Here is an 18,123-nt window from a genome sequence, read left to right as displayed (position 1 = left end):
GTTTCGGGCCGGTTTCGCGAAGACTCGGGACGCGGGCCTTGGAACAATCCCCTGGGAGCGGTCATGCGCATTTTGGAAGGCATTGAAGAGAATTTCCGCTTCATGGTCCTGGAGGTCTCCAAGCAGGTGGCCAGCACGCTGAACGTGGTGGAACGGCCGGACCAGGAGTGCATCAAGCGTATCGAAAGTCGTGACGACTATATCGACAATCTCAAGAGCGTCATCGAAAACGCCTGCTGGGGTCGCATCCACGGTTCCACCGACCGCAACAAGCGCACGCTCGATCTCGTTCGCGCCGCCAACATCATCAATATCAATCTGGAGCGCATCGCGGACTATGCCGTCAACATCGTCTCGCAGATGCAATACTTGACCGAGCCGGCCTTTATCAAACGCTACGACTACCGCGCCCCCTTCGTGGACGTGGACAAGGCCCTGGGGCTGGTCTTTCAGGCGCTCACCCGCCAGGACGTGAAGCTGGCGCTGCGCATCTGCCGGGCCGAGTTCGCCCTGGACGACCATTTCAAGAAAGCCTTCGACGCCATTTTAGGAGATCTGCGCCAGGGCGAGTCGCCGGAAAACGCCATCTCCTGCTTCAATATTTTCCGCTATCTCGAACGCATGGGCGACGCCCTGCTCAACATTGGCGAGGCCGTCATTTTCGCGGCCTTGGGCGAGAAGCTCAAGATCCACCAGTACCAGGCCTTGCAGGACACCCTGGAGCTGGGCGAGGAAACGCCCATCACCCCCGGGGACTTCCATTCCATCTGGGGCACACGGTCGGGCTGCCGCATCGGCCGGGTCCAGGAGGGCCACGGGGCGCGCTCCAAGGGCGTGCTTTTCAAGGAAGGCAATGCCGACAAGCTGGCCAAGGAAAAAGAGAACATCGAGCGTTGGCAACGCCTGTCGCCTGGCCTTGCCCCGAGCATCCAGGCCTTTCAGACCGACGGCGAGTCGGCCTCCATGCTCCTGGAGTACCTGGGCGGCTGCAATGTCCAGGAAGTGGTGCTGACGGCCGACCGGGAGATCGTGGAAAACGCCTGCTTTCTGATCACCCAGACGGTGGGGGGGCTGTGGGAGCAAACCCTTGTCCGCCGGGCGGTTGCGGCCGACGCCATGGCCCAACTGCGCGCCCGCCTGGACGACGTGTTCGGGCTGCATCCCCACCTGGCCTTTGGCCCCATGGACATCGGCGGCCAGACTGTCGCCGGCCTGGACGCCCTGCTCGGGGCGGCCGAGACGGCCGAGAAGACCCTGGCCGCGCCGTTCGCCGTGCTGCTCCACGGCGATTTCAACCTCAACAACATCGTCTACGACCACACCGCCCAGCGCATCCACTATATTGATCTGCACCGCTCCCGTGAGGGCGACTACGCCCAGGACACGGCGGTGTTTCTGGCCTCCAATTTCCGGCTGCCCTTTTTCGACCGCAAATCACGCGGCCAGTTGGAGCTGGCCATGCGGCGTTTCCTGGAATTCGCCCGTGGATTTGCCGCCGAGCAGGGGGACGGGACCTTCGAGGCCCGCCTGACCTTTGCCGTGGCCCGAGCCCTGGCCACCTCGGCCCGGTTCGAGATGAAGGCCTCCTTTGCCCGGGAACTGTTCCAGCGCGGCGTCTATCTCCTGGAGCGCGCGGCCGGCCATGCCGGCCGTCCCTGGGAGGCGCTTGCCTTCCCGGACGCGGTGCTGGCCTACTGAGTCGGCCGGTCCCAAAAGTTCAGGCCCCTCTCCCGGCAGGGAGAGGGGCCTGAACTTTTGGGACCGGCGACCAGCGCGCTCCCGGTGGGAAATCGTCCCTATTTGCCGCTGGCCAGGAGGGCGATGAGCCGTTTGACCACGTCGGCCGGGTAGCGCTTGGCGTCTTCGTAGAGCTTTTTGGCGGCGGCCAGCTGCTCCATGGCTGGGGCGTAGGGCCGCTTGGTGATCATGGCGCAAAACGAGTCCACCACTCCGGTCAAAAGTCCCAGTTCCGAAATCGTTCCCACCCCGATCTTTTGCGGATAGCCCGAGCAGTCCAGCCGCTCGTGGTGTTCTGACACGCACCGCTCCATTTCCGAAAACTTGATGTCGATGCGGGTGAGCATCTCGTAGCCGGCCATGGTGTGGCCTTTAATTTTTTGCATTTCGTCGGGCAAAAGCGGCTTGGTCTTGTCGCGGATCATGGCCGGCACCCGAGTCATGCCCAGGTCGTGGAGAAAGATGCCGAGCAGGGAGCGGTCGAGGATGTGACGGGCGTTTTTCTGGTCCCGAAAGCCGTCCGACTGGCCGGCCAGGAAGAGATGCAGGCCCAGCAGCCCGCAGTTGACGGCGTGGTTGGCCAGGGAGTGGGTCGTGTGCAGCCGCTTGGCCAGGGCGCGGGTGCGGTGGAAGTCCTCCCAGACGTACTCGGTGAGCACCAGCACGTCCTCGCGGACCTTGTCGTAGACCAGCCGCACCGGCTGGTCAAAAAAGGCTTCCATGCGCCGGGTCAGGGCGATCTGGAAGATGTCGGCGATCTCCGATTCGGTGAGATGCTTGTCCAGCAGCACCAGATCAAGCTGGTAGCTGATGTGCTTGACGTAAACCGCGTGGTCGGCCCGGGACACGAAGATGACGCCCTCGGCCACCAGATCGGCCAACTCCTGGGCCTGTTCCTTGGAAAGACGGTCCCCGACCTTGTAATAGGGCGTGATGCGGGACACGTTTTCCAGGAAACGGTAAATGTTCAGCGGCGGCCGCAGCTTGTTGAAGCTCTGCAGGATGTCGGGATTGATTTGATAATACTCTTCCTCAAGCCCCGCCGGAATTTCCAAGGTCGCCCTGTCGCGCATGATGCCCTTCCATGGGTCAAAAAACGTCGCTGGTGCCCCCGATGCGGCAAGGGGGAAGAATATGCCGTGACTTGCGACCCTTAACGGGTTCCGGCGCATTCTGGCAAGGCTTGCTTCGCGAAAGCGCGTGACGTCGTGTCGCCCCGTCCCCTGCCCCTGGATCGGCTTTTGCCGAAAAAACCATATATCCCACATTGTTTTCGCAATCCGGCCGATATCACAAAACATTTCCCACCAAAGGCCGAAAAATGGCCTGGCGTCCGGGCTTGTGTCGGTCAAAGGGTGGTTTGTCCTTGACACAGGGGGGTGATTGGTGGATGGAATGTGGGAAATGGTGGTAAGAAGTGGTGAGCCACCCCAGTGAGGGGCCGTGTTCCGGGGACATTCCAATCGCAGCCTCGACCCGAAGGGTCGCCTGATGCTCCCGCCCGAATTTCGGGAGGAGATTTTTCGTCTTGTCCCCGACGGCCGCGTGATGCTCACCAACAACTTCGACGGGGCCATCTCCGGCTACCCCATGCCCGAGTGGGAGGCCGTGGAAGCAAGCTTTCGGGCCGGCAACACGCTGATGCCCGGCTTTCGGGACATTGAACGGTTTTTCATCGCCGGGGCCACGGAAGTGACCGTGGACAAGCAGGGGCGCATCCTCATTCCGCCCTATCTGCGGACCTACGCGGGGCTGGACAAGGAAATGGTGCTGGCCGGGGTGGGGACGAAGTTCGAAATCTGGGACCAGGGCCGCTTCGAGGAGCGCCTGCGCCAGACCGCCGCCAACTTCAACGCGCATATGGAAGCCATGGCCGCTTCCGGCGTTTCGTTGCGGTTCTAGGAGGCGGCAATGGAAGGACAGCCGATCCACAAACCGGTCCTTTTGCGGGAAGTCATCGAACTCCTCGGCATTCGGCCGGGGATGAAAATTCTGGACGCCACGGTCGGGCTTGGTGGGCATTCTAGGGGGATGCTCGAAGCCGCCGGGGGAGAGGGGCAGGTGCTTGGCCTCGACAGGGACAGGGAGGCCCTGTCGGAAGCCGGGCGATGGCTTGCCCCCTACGGCGACCGGGTGCGCCTTGTGCGCACCCGGTCCAGCCGGTTCCCGGCCGTCCTGGCCGAGGCGGGGTGGGAGAAGGTCGACGCTGCGCTGTTGGACGCGGGGATGTCCTCCTTGCAGCTCGACGACCCGGAGCGCGGCTTCGGGTTTTTGCACGACGGCCCCCTGGACATGCGCATGGGGGCCGAGGACGGCGGCGAGACCGCCGAAGGGCTGGTCAATCTGGCCTCGTACGCCCGGCTTTGCGAGATCATCCGCGAATACGGCGAGGATCCGCAGGCCGGGCGTATAGCCCGAGCCATCGTCAGCGTCCGGGAAAAGGAAGCCATCACCACCACGGCCCGTCTGGCCGAGGTGGTCTGGCAGGCCTATCCGGCCAAGTGGCGGGCCACGGCCCGCCAGCACCCGGCCACGCGGACCTTTCAGGCCCTGCGCATGGCCGTCAACGAGGAATTGGCGGAACTGGAGGCTTTTCTCAAAGCCATTCCGGACCACTTGGCCCCTGGGGGCCGGGTGGCCGTCATTTCATTCCATTCCCTGGAGGACCGGCTGGTCAAGCGCGCCTTTCGCGCCGAGGCCACGGATTGCATCTGTCCCAGGGAGCAGGTGGTGTGCGTGTGCGGGCACCGGGCCAGGTTGCGCATCCTGACCAAAAAGCCCGTCATGGCCGGGGAAGAGGAAGTGCGGGACAACTCCAGGGCGCGCAGCGCCAAACTGCGGGTTGCCGAGCGGCTGCCGGATGCAGGAGCGGACGTCGCCGGGTAAAGGAGAGGGGGCTTTCATGGGTACGCTTTCCAAGGAATGGGCCATTTCCATGGCCTTCAGCCTCGCCTTGCTGCTGGCCTTTGGCCTGGGGCTGGTGTGGGTCAATATTGAGCGCGTGGACCTGGCCTACGAGCTCAACAAGATCCAGCGCCAGATCGACGAGATGGAAACCCTCTCGGCCAAGCTCGAAGTGGAGCGCAACACCCTGGTCACTCCGGCCCGGCTGCGGGAACTGGCCAAGGAGCATGGCCTCGGGCCGGCTCGTCCCGGCCAGATCCGCCGCGTGGCCGCAAACGGCGAAATCGAAGCCTCGCCCCTGGTCGCCACGGCCGTGGAGCCGGCCAAGGCCTCGGCCAAGACCCAGGCCAAGCCTGTTGCCGTGGACGCCGCCAAGGCCGCCAAAACCGCCGCTGTTGACGCCGCCAAGGCGTCGCCCAAACCCGTTGCCGCCGAGGCCGTAAGCGCCGCGTCCAAGCCCAAACCCTTCAAACCCGCTCCGGCGGGAGAACAGTAGCCGGCCCGGGCCGGGCTGCGGAAGGGCAGGGCCGCGTCATGCGCAGGACTCCCAAGGATCAACGCCAGCACGCCACCGTGCGCGACTGGAGCCGGGTCAAGCTCACCTGCGTGGGCGTCTTTTTCGCGTTGGCCTGGCTGGCTCTGTGGAGCCGGGCCGGCTATCTGCAGATCGTTGCCGGGCCGGAACTGGCCCAGCAGGCCGTGCGCCAGCATGTCGCCTCGGAAGTGGACAAGGGCGCGCGCGGCGAAATTTATGACCGTACCGGCCGGCTTTTGGCCAAGAGCGTGGAGATCGAGGCGCTTTTCGTGCGTCCCAAGGAGATCGTCGACATCGACAAGACAGCGGCCTTCCTGGCCAAGGTGCTCCACATGAAGGAGCAGCGGGTCAAGAAAAAGCTCCAAAGCCCGTCCAGCATGGCCTATTTGTCCTGGCGCGTGGGCGACCGCACCGCCGCCAAGATCCGCGAAGCGGCCCTGCCCGGCGTGTATTTCACCAAGGAGTTCGGCCGGTTTTATCCCAACGGCCATCTCGCCAGCCAGGTCATGGGATTTGTGGGCGTGGGCGACGTGGGCCTGGAAGGCATGGAGAAATCCTTCGACACCCGCCTGACCGGCCGCCAGGCCAAGTACGTGGTCCAGCGCGACGCCTCGGGCCGGCGCTTTTTCTTCGACTCCCAGGGCCGGGAGTTGGCCGACATCAACGGCCATGACGTGCGGCTCACCATTGATTCCCAGATCCAGTTCTTCGCCGAGGAAGAGCTGGAAAAAGCCGTGGTCAACAACAACGCCAAGTCCGGCACCTGCCTTGTGGTCCATGTACCGACAGGCGACATCCTGGCCATGGCCAACTATCCGTTTTTCAATCCCAACGTCGGGCGCGGCATAAGTCCCCGGGTGGCCCGCAACCACGCCGCCCTGGACGTCTGGGAGCCCGGCTCCACCATGAAGCCCTTGCTGGTGGCCGCCGCCCTGCAGGAACGCACGGTCAAGCCGACCTCAACGTTTAACTGCGAAAACGGCAAGTTCGGCCTGGCCGGCAAGGTCATCAAGGACACCCACTCCTACGGCGTGTTGCCCGTCAACATGATCCTGCGGGTGTCGAGCAACATCGGCGCGGCCAAGATCGGCTTGCAGCTGGGATCCCCTCGGCTCCACGCCTATTTCGAGAAGCTCGGCTTCGGCCGGCCCACAGGCTTGCCCATTTCCGGCGAGGGCAAGGGGCTTTTGCGGCCGCTCAAGAACTGGTCGGTTCTTGATCTGGCCACCTGCTCTTTCGGCCAGGGCGTGGCCGTCACTCCGGTGCAGATGGCCCAGGCCTTCCTGATCCTGGCCAACGACGGCGTGTACAAACCCCTGCGTCTGGTGGCCGATCCTGACGAGGCCAATCCCCAACGCCAGCCTTATCGCGTTTTCGACGCCGATGTGGCCCGCACGGTGCAGCGGATGATGCGCGAGGTCGTCCACGAGGAACACGGCACCGGCCGCAACGCGCTTATCCCGGGCCTGGAGATCGGCGGCAAGACCGGCACCGCCCAGAAAGCCGCCGCCCACGGCGGCTACGGCAACAAGTATCTGGGCTCGTTTGTTTCCTTTGTTCCGGCTGTTGGTCCTGAATATATCGTCATGGTGCTGGTTGACGAACCCGAGCCAAGCCACTACGGCGGCGTGGTCGCCGCGCCTGCCGTCAAGGACGTGACCCTGCGCATGTTGTCCTACCTCGGCCGGATGCCCGAGACGGTGCAACTGGCCAAGGCGCCGGCCGCCGCTTCCGCCGAGACGCCGGCCGCGCCGGCCGCAGCGGCTGCGTCGGGCGGGCCGTCCAGGGCGGACCAGGAGATTCTGGCTATCGCCCAGTCCAAGCCGGCTACGGCCAAAGCCGTGGAAGTCCATGCCGTGCCGGACTTCTCGGGGATGCCGCTGCGGCGGGCCGTGGAAATTTTGGCCCAGAAGGGCATCGTGCCCAAGCTCGAAGGCCAGGGACTGGTGGTCAACAAGCAAAGTCCGGCTCCGGGCGCGCCTTGGCCCGGGGATAAACCGTCGGAATTCGTGCTCTGGCTGTCCAGGCCGTCGTGACGGGGAATATATGAAGATGACGCTGCACGACAACGCTGCATTCCAGGGCCTCCTTGACGCCGTGCGCCAGGGAGGCGTCGACGTTGCCGCCGACTCCCGCAGGGCGACCTCTGGCGGAGTCTTCGTGGCCATGGCCGGGTCCCGGGACGACGGCGCGCGCTACGTGGCCGATGCACTGGAAAAAGGCGTCGCCTTCGTCGTGGCCGCACCGGGCCATGACCTGCCGGCCGGGACCACGGCCCGGCTCGTGGCCGTGGACGATCCCCAGGCCGCCCTGGGCGCGTTGGCCGCCGCTCGCTTCGGCACGGAAACCATGGCCATGCCTGTGGTCGCCGTCACCGGCACCAACGGCAAGACCACGGTGAGCTATTTGATCGAACGTCTGGCCCAGGCCGCCGGGCATACGGTCGGGGTCCTTGGCACCGTGGCCTACCGCTGGCCCGGCGTGGTCCACGACGCCACGCTCACCACCCCGGACTGCCTGGCCATCCACGAAAATCTCGCCGCCATGGCCCGCTCCGGCTGCACCCTGGCCGTCATGGAGGCTTCTTCCCACGCTCTGGATCAGGACCGGCTGGCCGGCCTGTCCTTTGCCGCTGCCGCCTTCACCAATCTCACCCAGGACCACCTGGACTACCACAAGGACATGGCCGTTTATTTCGAGGCCAAGGCCAAGCTCTTCAGGCGCTATCTGGCCCGAGCCGAGACGGCGGTATTCAATTTCGACGACGCCTGGGGCCTGAAACTCCTGCATGAGTTCCCCCAGGCCATCGGCTACGGCCTCACCGTGCCGCCCACGGGCTTTGGCCGGCTGCTGTCCGGCCATGTCCAGCACCATGGCCGCGAGGGCCAGGACATCCTGGCCGCCTACGGCGACGACAGCTACGCCGTGGCCACGCCCTTGCCCGGCCGCCACAACGCCCAAAACGTCCTGGCCGCCTGCGGCGTGGCCCTGGCTCTGGGCTGGCCGGCCGAGACCTTCGCCGCCCTGGCCGACTGCCATGGCGCGCCGGGACGGCTGGAGCGCATCCCCAATCCTTCCGGCCGCGCGGTTTTCGTGGACTACGCCCACACCCCCGACGCCCTGGAAAACGTGCTGTCCGCCGCCCGGGAGTTCACCGCCGGCCGGCTGTTCGTGGTCTTTGGCTGCGGCGGCAACCGCGACCGGGCCAAGCGTCCGCTCATGGGCGCGGCCGTGGCCCGGCTGGCCGACGTGGCCGTGCTCACCTCCGACAATCCGCGCCACGAAGATCCCCTGGCCATCATCGAGGACGTCAAGCCGGGCCTTAAAAAAGCTCGCCGGGCCATCCTCGAACCCGACCGTCGCCGGGCTATCGAGCTGGCCCTTTCGGAAATGCGGCCCGAGGACGTGCTGGTCATCGCCGGCAAGGGACACGAAACCTATCAGCAGATTGGCGACGTTAAATATCCGTTTTCCGATGCCGTCGTCGTGAGGGAGCTGACCGGATGCGCCTGACCCTCTCCGAAATCCTGGCCGCCACCGGGGCCGTGGGCGACGTGGGCGAGCGGGGTAACCCCGACATCGAGGCCGTACGCATCGACAGCCGGGCCGTTTCCCCGGGGAGCCTTTTCGTGTGCATCCCGGGCGAGCGCCTGGACGGCCACAATTTCGCTGTCGAGGCCGTGTCCAAGGGCGCGGCCGCCGTGCTGGCCGACCGGCCCCTGGCCGGGCTGCCCGAAGGCACGCCGGTGCTGCTCGTGCGCGACACCGTGGCCGCCCTGGGCAAGCTGGCCAAGGCCTGGCGCGAGCGCGCCCAGGCCAGGCTCGTGGCCGTGTCCGGCTCGGCCGGCAAGACCACGGTCAAGGAACTGACCGCCGCCATCCTGGCCAAGGTTGGGCCGACGGCGAAAAACTTCAAGAATTTCAACAATAAGATCGGCCTGCCCCTGTCCATGCTGGAAGCCGGCGAAACCGACCGGTTGTGGGTCATGGAGCTTGGCATCTCGGCTCCGGGTGAAATGGCCCCCCTGGCCGCCATCGCCGAACCCGACGTGGCCGTGATCCACAACGTCGGCCCGGCTCATCTGGAAGCGCTTATCGACGTGGCCGGCGTAGCCGCCGAGAAGTCCCGGCTTTTCGCCGCCCTGCGCCCCGGCGGCGTGGCCCTGGCCTCCATGGACTATCCCGAGCTGTGGGCGGCGGCCAAGGCCGTGCGGCCCGACGTGCGCGGCATGTCGGTCAAGGGCGGATCGGCCCCGTACCGGGCCAAGTACCTGGGCGCGCTGTCCGAGGGCCGGGGCCGGTTTTTCCTGCGCCTGGACGGCCTGGAACTCGAAGTCGTGACCCCGCTGACCGGCGGGCACTTCGCCGAGAACATCCTGGCCGCCGCCGCCTCGGCCCGTCTGCTCGGAGCCACCGAAGAGCAGATCGCCACGGGTCTGGAGTCGGCCGTCATGCCCGAGCAGCGCTTTTTTTGCCGCCGCCACGGCTGCTACACGCTCATCGACGACACCTACAACGCCAATCCGCTGTCCATGCGCCGGGCCATCGCCACCGCCGCCGAGGCCGCCCAGGGCAAGCCCCTTGTGCTGGTGCTGGGTGAAATGCGCGAGATGGGCGCCCAGGCCGAGGACGAACATCATAAGCTTGGCGAAGAAGCCGCCGCCAGCGGAGCCAAGGCTGTGTTTTATCATGGCGGCCATGCCCAGGCCGTGGGCGAGGGACTGGCCCGCAAAGGCTACGCCGGCCTGTTCGCCGTGGTCGATACCCCGGAAATGTTCACCCAAACCGTCGCCTCGGCTGGACTGAGAGGCGGCGTCTACCTCTTTAAAGGCTCCCGCTCCATGCGTATGGAAGAGTATCTGGCGGCCTTGACCCACAGCATCCAAAAGGACGCCACGGCATGATCTATTATTTGCTGGTGCCGCTTGTGGCGCATTTTAGCGCCTTAAACGTCTTCCGCTATATCACCTTCCGGTCGATCGCGGCACTGCTGACGGCGCTTGTGTTGTCCATTGTCTTTGGCCCCAAGTTCATCGATTGGCTGCGCCGGCTGAAGTTTGGCCAGTACATCCACGAGGACGTGGCCGCCCACAAGCAAAAGGCCGGCACTCCTACCATGGGCGGCCTGCTCATCGCCTTTTGCATCGTGGTCAGCGTGCTGCTCTGGGGCGATCTGGCCAACGAATACGTCTGGATGACCCTGTTCGTCTTCCTGGGGTTCGGGGCGCTGGGCTATGTGGACGACCACGCCAAGGTGGTGCGCAAGCAAAATAAAGGCCTGACGCCCAAGCAAAAGCTCCTGGGCCAGATCGTCGTCTCGGGCGTGGCCGCGGCGCTGCTGGTCCTGGACCCCGAGTATTCGACACGTCTGGCCGTGCCGTTTTTCAAGCACTTAACGCCCGATCTCGGCCTGTGGTACCTGCCCTTTGCCATGCTGGTCATGATCGGCGCGTCCAACGCCGTCAACCTCACCGACGGCCTGGACGGCCTGGCCATCGGCCCCATGATCGTCAACGCCGCCATGTTCGGGCTTTTTATCTACGTGGCCGGCCATGCCCAGATGGCCCGGTACCTCCAGGTCATGCCGGTTTCCGGTGTGGGCGAGGTGACGGTGTTCTGCGGCGCGTTGGTGGGCGCGGGCCTGGGCTTTTTGTGGTTCAACGCCTATCCGGCCCAGATTTTCATGGGCGACGTGGGGTCGCTGTCCCTGGGCGGAGCCTTGGGCTTCCTGGCCGTGCTGTGCAAGCAGGAGTTGCTGCTCATCGTGGTCGGCGGCCTCTACGTGGCCGAGACCGTCTCGGTCATCCTCCAGGTCGGCTACTTCAAGATGACCGGCGGCAAACGGATCTTCCGCATGGCCCCGCTGCACCACCATTTCGAGCTCATGGGCGTGCCGGAATCCAAGATCATCATCCGGTTCTGGATTCTCTCGATTCTTCTTGCCCTGGTGGGACTGTCCACCCTCAAACTGCGGTAGGCCGGCCATGCGCGAAATGCTCCATACCGATCAACTGCGCGGCCATCAGGCCGTTGTGGCCGGAGCCGGGGCGTCGGGCCGGTCGGCGGCGAAACTGCTGTCGCGCCTGGGCGCTGCCGTGCGTTTTCTGGAGAAAAATCCGGCCGCCGTTTCCGATGAATTCCGGGCCGAGGCCGTTTCGCTGGGCTATGACCTGCGCACCGGCGAGCACGGACCGGCCGATTTCGCCGGGGCCGATCTGGTCGTGCTCTCGCCCGGCATCCGGGCCGCCAACCTGGCCCCGGCCCTGGCCGCCTGCCCGGGGGCCCAGGTCGTCTCCGAACTGGAACTGGCCAGCTGGTTCACCCCCGAACCCATCGTGGCCGTCACCGGCTCCAACGGCAAGACCACCACGGTCATGCTCATAAGCGCGCTCCTCGAAGCCGCCGGCCGCCGGGTGTTCACCGGCGGCAACATCGGCACGCCCCTGTCCGACCATGTGCTGTCCGAGGAGCCGGCCGACGTGGTGGTGCTCGAAGTGTCGAGCTTCCAGCTCCAGCTGACCAAGACGTTTCGGCCCAAGGTGGCGGTGCTTTTAAATTTCGCCGCCAACCACCTGGACTGGCACGCCGACCTCGACGAATACCTCGACGCCAAGCTCAGGATTTTCGCGACCCAGCGCCCGGATGACACGGCCATTGTGTCCGAGGAATTGCGCGATCTTTTAAGCGGTCGCCCCTTCACCCGGGCCGGGGTCACCTGGTACGCCGCCGCCTCGGGCTTTTTGTGCCCGCGACTGGCCGGGGTCCACAACCAGGCCAACATGGAAGCCGCTTACCTGGCCTGCCGCGCCTTTGGCGTGGACATCAAGCTGGCCCGGCAGGTCTTTGCCGATTTCGTGCCCGCGCCCCATCGCATCCAGATCATCGGCGAGAAGGGCGGGGTGCTGTTTGTCGATGACTCCAAGGCCACCACCGTGACGGCCATGGAAGCGGCCATCCGCAGCTTTGACCGGCCGGTGAGGCTTCTGTGCGGCGGCGTCTGGAAGGGCGGCGACCTGGAAGCCATGCTGCCGCTGGTCAAGGAGAAAGTCGTGGCCGTGGGGCTTTTCGGCGGCAGCCGGGAGGTCTTCGAGACGGCCTTTGCCGGGGTGGTTCCGGTCCGCTACGCCCCGACTCTGGCCGAGGCCGTGGCCCGTATCTACGCCGACGCCGCGCCGGGCGACGCGGTGCTGCTTTCCCCCGGCACGTCGAGCTTTGACCAGTATCCCAACTACAAGGCCCGGGGACGCGATTTTCAGCAGGCGTTCGCGGCGTTGCCGGCCACACCGGCCGGCGGGGCAGGGCAGGGCGCATGAGCAGGATCACCGTGCAGTCGGGCGAGACCAAGGCCAACGGCTCCATCGACTATTGGCTGCTGGGTGCGGCCCTGGTGCTAGCCGGCCTGGGCTTGGTCATGGTCTTTTCCTCCAGCGGCGTCATGGCCGAGCGGGTCAACGGCAACCGCTATTTCTTCATCCAGCGCCAGGGGCTTTTCGCCATGATCAGCCTCACGCTCATGATCATCTGCGCCTGGATGCCGCGAAAAATCCTGCACGGTCCGGTCTATCTGTGGCTGTTTCTTATCATTGGCCTATTGGTGCTGACCCTTGTGCCGCCGTTTTCCGTCAAGGCCGGCGGGGCCCGGCGCTGGATGCGCCTGGGCTTTATGTCCTTGCAGCCCATGGAGCTGGCCAAGGTGGTGCTCGTCATGTACCTGGCCTATTTCTTCAGCCAGAAGCAGCAACTCGTGCGCTCCTTTTCGGTGGGCTTTATCCCGCCGGTTGTGGTCACCGGTTTTTTGGGGCTTATCTTGCTGCTCCAGCCCGACTTCGGCGGCGCGGTGTTTCTGGGGATGCTCTTTTTCCTTATGAGTCTGGTCGGCGGCACCCGGCTGACCTACCTTGGCGTGTCCATGTTCTTCGGCATCGGGGCCATGGGCCTTTTAATCGCCTCTTCGCCCTACCGCTTCAAACGCTGGTTCGCCTTTCTCGATCCCTTCAAGGATCCGCAAAACGTCGGTTACCAGCTTGTGCAGTCCTTTTACGCTTTCGGGTCCGGCGGCGTGGCCGGGGCCGGGTTCGGCGCGGGCAAACAAAAGCTCTTCTACCTGCCCGAAGCCCACAATGACTTTATCATGGCCGTCATCGGCGAAGAGCTGGGCTTTATCGGCGTGTCCATCGTCTTTTTGTGCATCGGCATTCTGCTTTACCGCGCTTTCAAGGTCGCATTGGCCCAGGACGATCTGCGTGACCGCTTCACGGCCTACGGCATGGGGCTTGTGCTGGGTCTGGGGTTTCTGCTTAACCTGGCCGTGGTCCTTGGCTGCGTGCCGCCCAAGGGCGTGGCCATGCCGTTTCTGAGTTACGGCGGCTCCAACCTGCTGGCCTGTTTCCTGTGCGTCGGTATCCTGCTCAATCTTTCCCGGAGCGCCAGGACATGACCCGGCTCATCGTCACCACCGGCGGCACGGGAGGCCACATCTTCCCGGCCCTGGCCGTGGCCGAAGCGGCCATGCGCCTTTCACCCGGTCTGGACGTCCTTTTCATCGGCGGCGCCGGCCCCGAAGGGGAGCTGGCGGCCAAGGCCGGGCTGCCCTTTGTGGCCCTGCCGGCCAAGGGCGTTTTCGGACGGGGCATAAAAGCCCTGGCCGCGCCGTTTTGGATGCTGCGGGCCTTTGGCCTGGCCGGGGCGCGCATCCGCGAATTCTCCCCGGACGTGGTCTGCGGCTTTGGCGGCTACGCCGGGTTCATTCCCGTGGCCGCCGCCCGGCTCATGGGCGTGCCAACGGCCATCCACGAGCAAAACAGCGTCCCCGGCGTCACCAACAAGGTGCTTGGGCGGTTCGTGGACCGCGTCTTTACGACCTATCCCGACGAGGGCGGCGTCTTCCCGGCTACGCGGACAAAGCGCCTGGGCAACCCCATCCGGGCCGACATCGCACGCGCGGCCTCGGCCGCGCCCCATCCCGGAACCAAGCGGCTTCTCGTCCTTGGCGGCAGCCAGGGGGCCAAGGCCATCAATGACGCGGTCATGGCCATCCTGCCGACCTTGCTCGACGCCGGGGTCAAGGTGCGTCTGCAAGCCGGCCGGGCCGATTTCGAGCGCGTCACCACCCAGGCCCATGCCGTGCTGGCCGGCCGCGAGGCCAAAGGCGACGAGCCTGAGGTGGTCATCGAGAATTTCATCGACGACATGGCCGCGGCCTATGCCTGGGCCGATCTGGTCCTGGCCCGGGCCGGAGCCACCACCCTGGCCGAGGTCACGGCCGCCGGCAAACCGTCGCTGCTCATTCCGTTTCCGTTCGCCACCCACGACCACCAGACCGTCAACGCCGCTTTTCTGGCTCGGGCCGGCGCGGCGCAAAGCGTGGCGCAAAACCATCTGCCCGGCCTTGACCTGGCCGGGACCGTCATCGGGCTTCTGGGCGATCCGGCACGCCTTGAGGCCATGGGCCAGGCCGCCCTGGGCCAGGCCCTGCCCCACGCCGCCGACGACATTGCCCGGGCCCTGCTCGCCATGGCCGCGCACAAGGGAGAACGCTAGATGACGGCTCAGAAAAATCACGGCGCGCCCTCGGGGATGCGCAACAAGGTCCGCAAGATTCACATGATCGGCATTGGCGGCTCGGGCATGAGCGGCATCGCCGAGGTGCTGCTGAACCTGGGCTACGAGGTGTCCGGTTCGGACCTGTCCATGAGCCAGACCGTGCGCCGCCTGGGGAGCCTTGGCGCGTCCATTGCCATCGGCCATGGCCGGGAAAACCTGGGCGACGCCGACGTGGTGGTCAAATCCACGGCCGTGACCAGCGACAACCCGGAAGTGGTGGTGGCTCGCGAGCGCGGCATCCCGGTCATCCCCCGGGCCGAGATGCTGGCCGAACTCATGCGCCTGCGCACCGGCATCGCCGTGGCCGGCACCCACGGCAAAACCACCACCACCTCGCTTCTGGCCACCATTTTCACCGAGGCCGGCTATGACCCCACCGTCATCATCGGCGGCCGCTTGAATGCTTACGGGGCCGGGGCGCGCCTGGGACAGGGCGAATACTTGATCGCCGAGGCCGACGAATCCGACGGCTCGTTTCTGTGCCTGTCGCCCATCGCCTCGGTGGTCACCAACGTGGACGCCGACCACCTCGACCACTACGACGGCATCGAAGCCATCGACGACGCCTTCGTGGATTTCTTGAACAACATCCCCTTTTACGGGGTCAACGTGGTCTGTTTGGACGATCCCGGCGTGGCCCGCATCCTGCCGCGCGTCAACCGACCGATCCTGACCTACGGCTTTTCCGACAAGGCCCGTCTTCGCGGCCGCATCATCGACTCCGGGGCCATGAGCTGCTTCGAGGTCTCCCTCGACGGCAAGCGCCTGGGCGAGATGCGCCTCAATCACCCTGGCCGCCACAATGTCTTAAACGCCCTGGGGGCCATTGGCGTTTCCCTGGAGGTCGGCATTCCCTTGGGGACCATTGCCGAGGCTCTGGCCAAGTTCGCGGGCGTGGGCCGGCGCTTCGAGCGCAAGGGCGAGAAGGACGGCGTGGTCGTCGTCGACGACTACGGCCACCATCCGGCCGAGATCAAGGCCACCCTGGCCACGGCCCGGGCCGTGTATCCTGAACGCCGGCTGGTGGTGGCTTTCCAGCCCCACCGGTTTTCCCGCACCAAGGCCCTTTTCGGCGATTTCTGCACCTGTTTCGAGGCTGCCGACGAGCTGCTGCTGACCGAAATCTATCCGGCCTCGGAAGCGCCCATTCCCGGGGTCAGCGGCGAAAGCCTGGGGCAAGGCATCCGCCAGGTGACCAAGACCAAAGTCGCCTACTACCCGGATTTCGCCGCCATGGAGGCGGCCCTGCCGGGCATCCTGCGGCCGGGCGACCTGTTCGTGACCCTTGGGGCCGGCAGCATCTGGCAGGTGGGCGCGCATTATCTGGAGTCGGAGCGTGGCGCTTAGGGTCGAACCGGGGCCGCTGTTGTCGGCCCGCACCACGCTGCAGCTCGGCGGGCGCGCCCTGGCCGAGGTGGTCTTTGATCAGGCCGAGGATGCTCACGGCCTCGGCGAAACGCTCAAGCGGCTTGGCGGAACGCCTCTCGCTCTGGGCGGCGGGAGCAATCTCCTGGCCCGGGACGGCGAGCTGCCGTTGGTGCTGGTACGGCCCATACTGCGCGACGAGCCGCGCGTGTTGCCGGATCGGCCCCAGGGCAGGGTCCGGGTGCGCTGCGGGGCCGGGGTCAAGCTCCAGCGGTTGGTGGCCTGGCTGGCCACCCAGGGCTTGTCCGGGCTTGGGGGCCTCATTGGCGTGCCTGGCAGCGTGGGCGGGGCCGTGGCCGGCAATGCCGGCTCCTATGGCGACGAGGTGGGCGCGATTCTGGCCCGGGTCCGGCTGTGGACGCCCGAGCGGGGACTTTTTTGGGCTGGTCGGGAGGAACTCGACATCGGTTACCGCCGTTTTGTCGTGCCGGGGCTGGCCGGGTTTTTTCTGGTCCTGGAAGCGGAATTCGACTGCGAGGTGCGCGAACCCATCGAGATTCGCCAGGAGATGATCGCCAACCTCAAGAAAAAGCGGGCCAGCCAGCCGATCACGGCGGCTACGGCCGGCTGCGTGTTTAAAAATCCGCCCGGGGAAGCGGCCTGGCGGCTGCTGGCGGAATCGGGATTCGCCGGAAGGGCGGTTGGAAAAATGGCGTTTTCTTCGTTGCACGCCAATTTTCTGGTCAACCTGGGCGGCGGGACGAGCGGGGAGGCGCTTAAGCTTCTGGCTTTGGCGCGGGAGGCGGTGCGGGAGCGATTCGGTCGCCAACTCGAACTGGAAGTGAGGGTGGTTCCATGAACGTCAGGGCGGGAACATTGTCGGGATTCGGGGGAATCTCGGCCAAAAAAAAACGCAACGGGTACAGCGGACCGCGCATCACGGTCAAAAGCCGCACCGTTTCGTCGCGGGGCAACAAGAACCGCAATGCCCGCTCCGGTGGCGGCGCAGGCGGCGTCAAACTACCGTCGGTGAGCTTTGGCGGCCTGGGCAAGGTGTTCACCCGGGCCGTGTCCATGGCCTTCATGGGTGCCATCGTGCTGGCCGTGAGCGTGGCGCTTTTGGCCGGCTACCGCTGGCTGACCACGGTCAACTACTTTGCCCTGCAGCAGGCCGACATCGCGGGCTGTTCCCGGTTGTCCGAGGAGCATATCCGCCAGGTGGCCGGGCTGACCCCCGGGGTCAACGTGCTTTCGCTGTCCATGGACCGGATGCGGGCAGAGCTTTCCCGGGAGCCGTGGGTCGATTCGGTGACGGTCAAGCGGGTGCTGCCCGGGACAATTCAGATCGAAGTGCGGGAAAAAGCCCCTTCCTATCTTGTGCAGTATCAGGGAACCCTCTATTACGCCGACGAGGTCGGGCGCATCATCGACAAGGTCGAGCCCGGGCAGTTCGTGTCCCTGCCCCAGATCGAGGTCGAGGCCGGGATGGAAAAGCATCTGCCCATTCTGGCCGATCTGCGCCGGGCCGTGGCCGAACATCAGGTTCCCTTCGATTTCGGACAGATCGCCTGGTTGCGCTTAAGCTGGGGCCGTGGGCTGGAAATCCGGCTCATGGAACCGGGAATCGTCTTGTGCCTGGGGTCCCAGAACTGGCGGCGCAACCTGTCGCGGATGAACATGGTCTGGATGGACTTGCGCCGGCGCGGCGAGCTTGACAAAGTGGGGCTCATCACCGCCGAGGGCGACAAGGTTTGGGTCGAGAAGCGGGGCGCGGGGGACGCGCCGCAAAGCTCATAGATAGGTTGTATTTAACAAGGAATCAAAGGGGTTAATACCCTTTTGCAGGAAAATGGGAAGCGCCGGGCCGCGCCGCGTGCTTCCGGGGTTGGCGAAGCGCCTGTGGGAGGCGTGACAAAAAACCCGGGACGCGCCATTTTACCAATGAAATTCGCGCGGGTTTGACGTACAACCCGCCTGTG

15 protein-coding genes are annotated in these 18,123 nt (G+C 65.4%); 14 read left to right on the top strand and 1 reads right to left on the bottom strand.

Annotated elements, in window-relative coordinates:
- The first annotated feature begins 63 nt into the window (after positions 1–63).
- Complete coding sequence (locus tag DMR_RS15715; protein ID WP_015861979.1) at positions 64–1,698, top strand: phosphate signaling complex PhoU family protein; 1,635 nt, start codon at positions 64–66, stop codon at positions 1,696–1,698.
- 98 nt (positions 1,699–1,796) lie between these two features.
- On the opposite strand, the gene DMR_RS15710 is transcribed toward DMR_RS15715, so the two are convergent.
- Positions 1,797–2,810: an HD-GYP domain-containing protein gene (locus tag DMR_RS15710; RefSeq protein ID WP_015861978.1), complete on the bottom strand. Its 1,014-nt coding sequence runs from the start codon at positions 2,808–2,810 to the stop codon at positions 1,797–1,799.
- A gap of 370 nt (positions 2,811–3,180) precedes the next feature.
- On the opposite strand from DMR_RS15710, the gene mraZ reads away from it, so the two are divergent.
- The 13 genes from mraZ to DMR_RS15645 are packed head-to-tail and all read left to right on the top strand — an operon-like array spanning position 3,181 to position 17,941.
- Positions 3,181–3,639 carry a division/cell wall cluster transcriptional repressor MraZ gene (gene mraZ, locus DMR_RS15705; protein WP_015861977.1) on the top strand — a complete coding sequence of 153 codons (459 nt, stop codon included), beginning with the start codon at positions 3,181–3,183 and terminating at the stop codon, positions 3,637–3,639.
- Positions 3,640–3,648: 9 nt separating this feature from the next.
- Positions 3,649–4,623 (top strand): 16S rRNA (cytosine(1402)-N(4))-methyltransferase RsmH, encoded by a 975-nt coding sequence (rsmH, locus tag DMR_RS15700; protein ID WP_015861976.1) that lies wholly within the window; start codon positions 3,649–3,651, stop codon positions 4,621–4,623.
- A gap of 16 nt (positions 4,624–4,639) precedes the next feature.
- Positions 4,640–5,137 carry a hypothetical protein gene (locus DMR_RS15695; RefSeq protein ID WP_043600870.1) on the top strand — a complete coding sequence of 166 codons (498 nt, stop codon included), beginning with the start codon at positions 4,640–4,642 and terminating at the stop codon, positions 5,135–5,137.
- Between the two features lie 38 nt (positions 5,138–5,175).
- Positions 5,176–7,212 (top strand): penicillin-binding protein, encoded by a 2,037-nt coding sequence (locus DMR_RS15690; RefSeq protein WP_015861974.1) that lies wholly within the window; start codon positions 5,176–5,178, stop codon positions 7,210–7,212.
- A 10-nt stretch (positions 7,213–7,222) separates the two neighbouring features.
- Positions 7,223–8,689: a UDP-N-acetylmuramoyl-L-alanyl-D-glutamate--2,6-diaminopimelate ligase gene (locus tag DMR_RS15685; RefSeq protein WP_015861973.1), complete on the top strand. Its 1,467-nt coding sequence runs from the start codon at positions 7,223–7,225 to the stop codon at positions 8,687–8,689.
- Positions 8,680–10,080, top strand: coding sequence for a UDP-N-acetylmuramoyl-tripeptide--D-alanyl-D-alanine ligase (gene murF / locus DMR_RS15680; protein WP_015861972.1), 1,401 nt, complete (start codon positions 8,680–8,682; stop codon positions 10,078–10,080). The genes DMR_RS15685 and murF overlap by 10 nt, the downstream gene beginning before the upstream one ends.
- Positions 10,077–11,153 carry a phospho-N-acetylmuramoyl-pentapeptide-transferase gene (mraY, locus tag DMR_RS15675; protein ID WP_015861971.1) on the top strand — a complete coding sequence of 359 codons (1,077 nt, stop codon included), beginning with the start codon at positions 10,077–10,079 and terminating at the stop codon, positions 11,151–11,153. Before murF ends, mraY begins: the two co-directional genes overlap by 4 nt.
- A 7-nt stretch (positions 11,154–11,160) precedes the next feature.
- The gene (gene murD, locus DMR_RS15670; RefSeq protein ID WP_015861970.1) at positions 11,161–12,489 is read left to right on the top strand and encodes a UDP-N-acetylmuramoyl-L-alanine--D-glutamate ligase; all 1,329 of its coding nucleotides are present in this window, start codon (positions 11,161–11,163) and stop codon (positions 12,487–12,489) included.
- Positions 12,486–13,613: a putative lipid II flippase FtsW gene (ftsW, locus tag DMR_RS15665; protein WP_015861969.1), complete on the top strand. Its 1,128-nt coding sequence runs from the start codon at positions 12,486–12,488 to the stop codon at positions 13,611–13,613. Before murD ends, ftsW begins: the two co-directional genes overlap by 4 nt.
- Complete coding sequence (murG, locus tag DMR_RS15660) at positions 13,610–14,716, top strand: undecaprenyldiphospho-muramoylpentapeptide beta-N-acetylglucosaminyltransferase (RefSeq protein ID WP_015861968.1); 1,107 nt, start codon at positions 13,610–13,612, stop codon at positions 14,714–14,716. The genes ftsW and murG overlap by 4 nt, the downstream gene beginning before the upstream one ends.
- A gap of 36 nt (positions 14,717–14,752) precedes the next feature.
- Positions 14,753–16,126, top strand: coding sequence for a UDP-N-acetylmuramate--L-alanine ligase (gene murC / locus DMR_RS15655; protein WP_015861967.1), 1,374 nt, complete (start codon positions 14,753–14,755; stop codon positions 16,124–16,126).
- Positions 16,116–17,003 carry a UDP-N-acetylmuramate dehydrogenase gene (gene murB, locus DMR_RS15650; RefSeq protein ID WP_015861966.1) on the top strand — a complete coding sequence of 296 codons (888 nt, stop codon included), beginning with the start codon at positions 16,116–16,118 and terminating at the stop codon, positions 17,001–17,003. Before murC ends, murB begins: the two co-directional genes overlap by 11 nt.
- Positions 17,000–17,941: a cell division protein FtsQ/DivIB gene (locus DMR_RS15645; protein WP_015861965.1), complete on the top strand. Its 942-nt coding sequence runs from the start codon at positions 17,000–17,002 to the stop codon at positions 17,939–17,941. Before murB ends, DMR_RS15645 begins: the two co-directional genes overlap by 4 nt.
- The last annotated feature ends 182 nt before the right edge of the window (positions 17,942–18,123 follow it).

This window comes from Solidesulfovibrio magneticus RS-1, from assembly GCF_000010665.1.
GTDB lineage: Bacteria > Desulfobacterota > Desulfovibrionia > Desulfovibrionales > Desulfovibrionaceae > Solidesulfovibrio > Solidesulfovibrio magneticus.
This window is presented reverse-complemented; position numbering and strand designations above follow the sequence as displayed.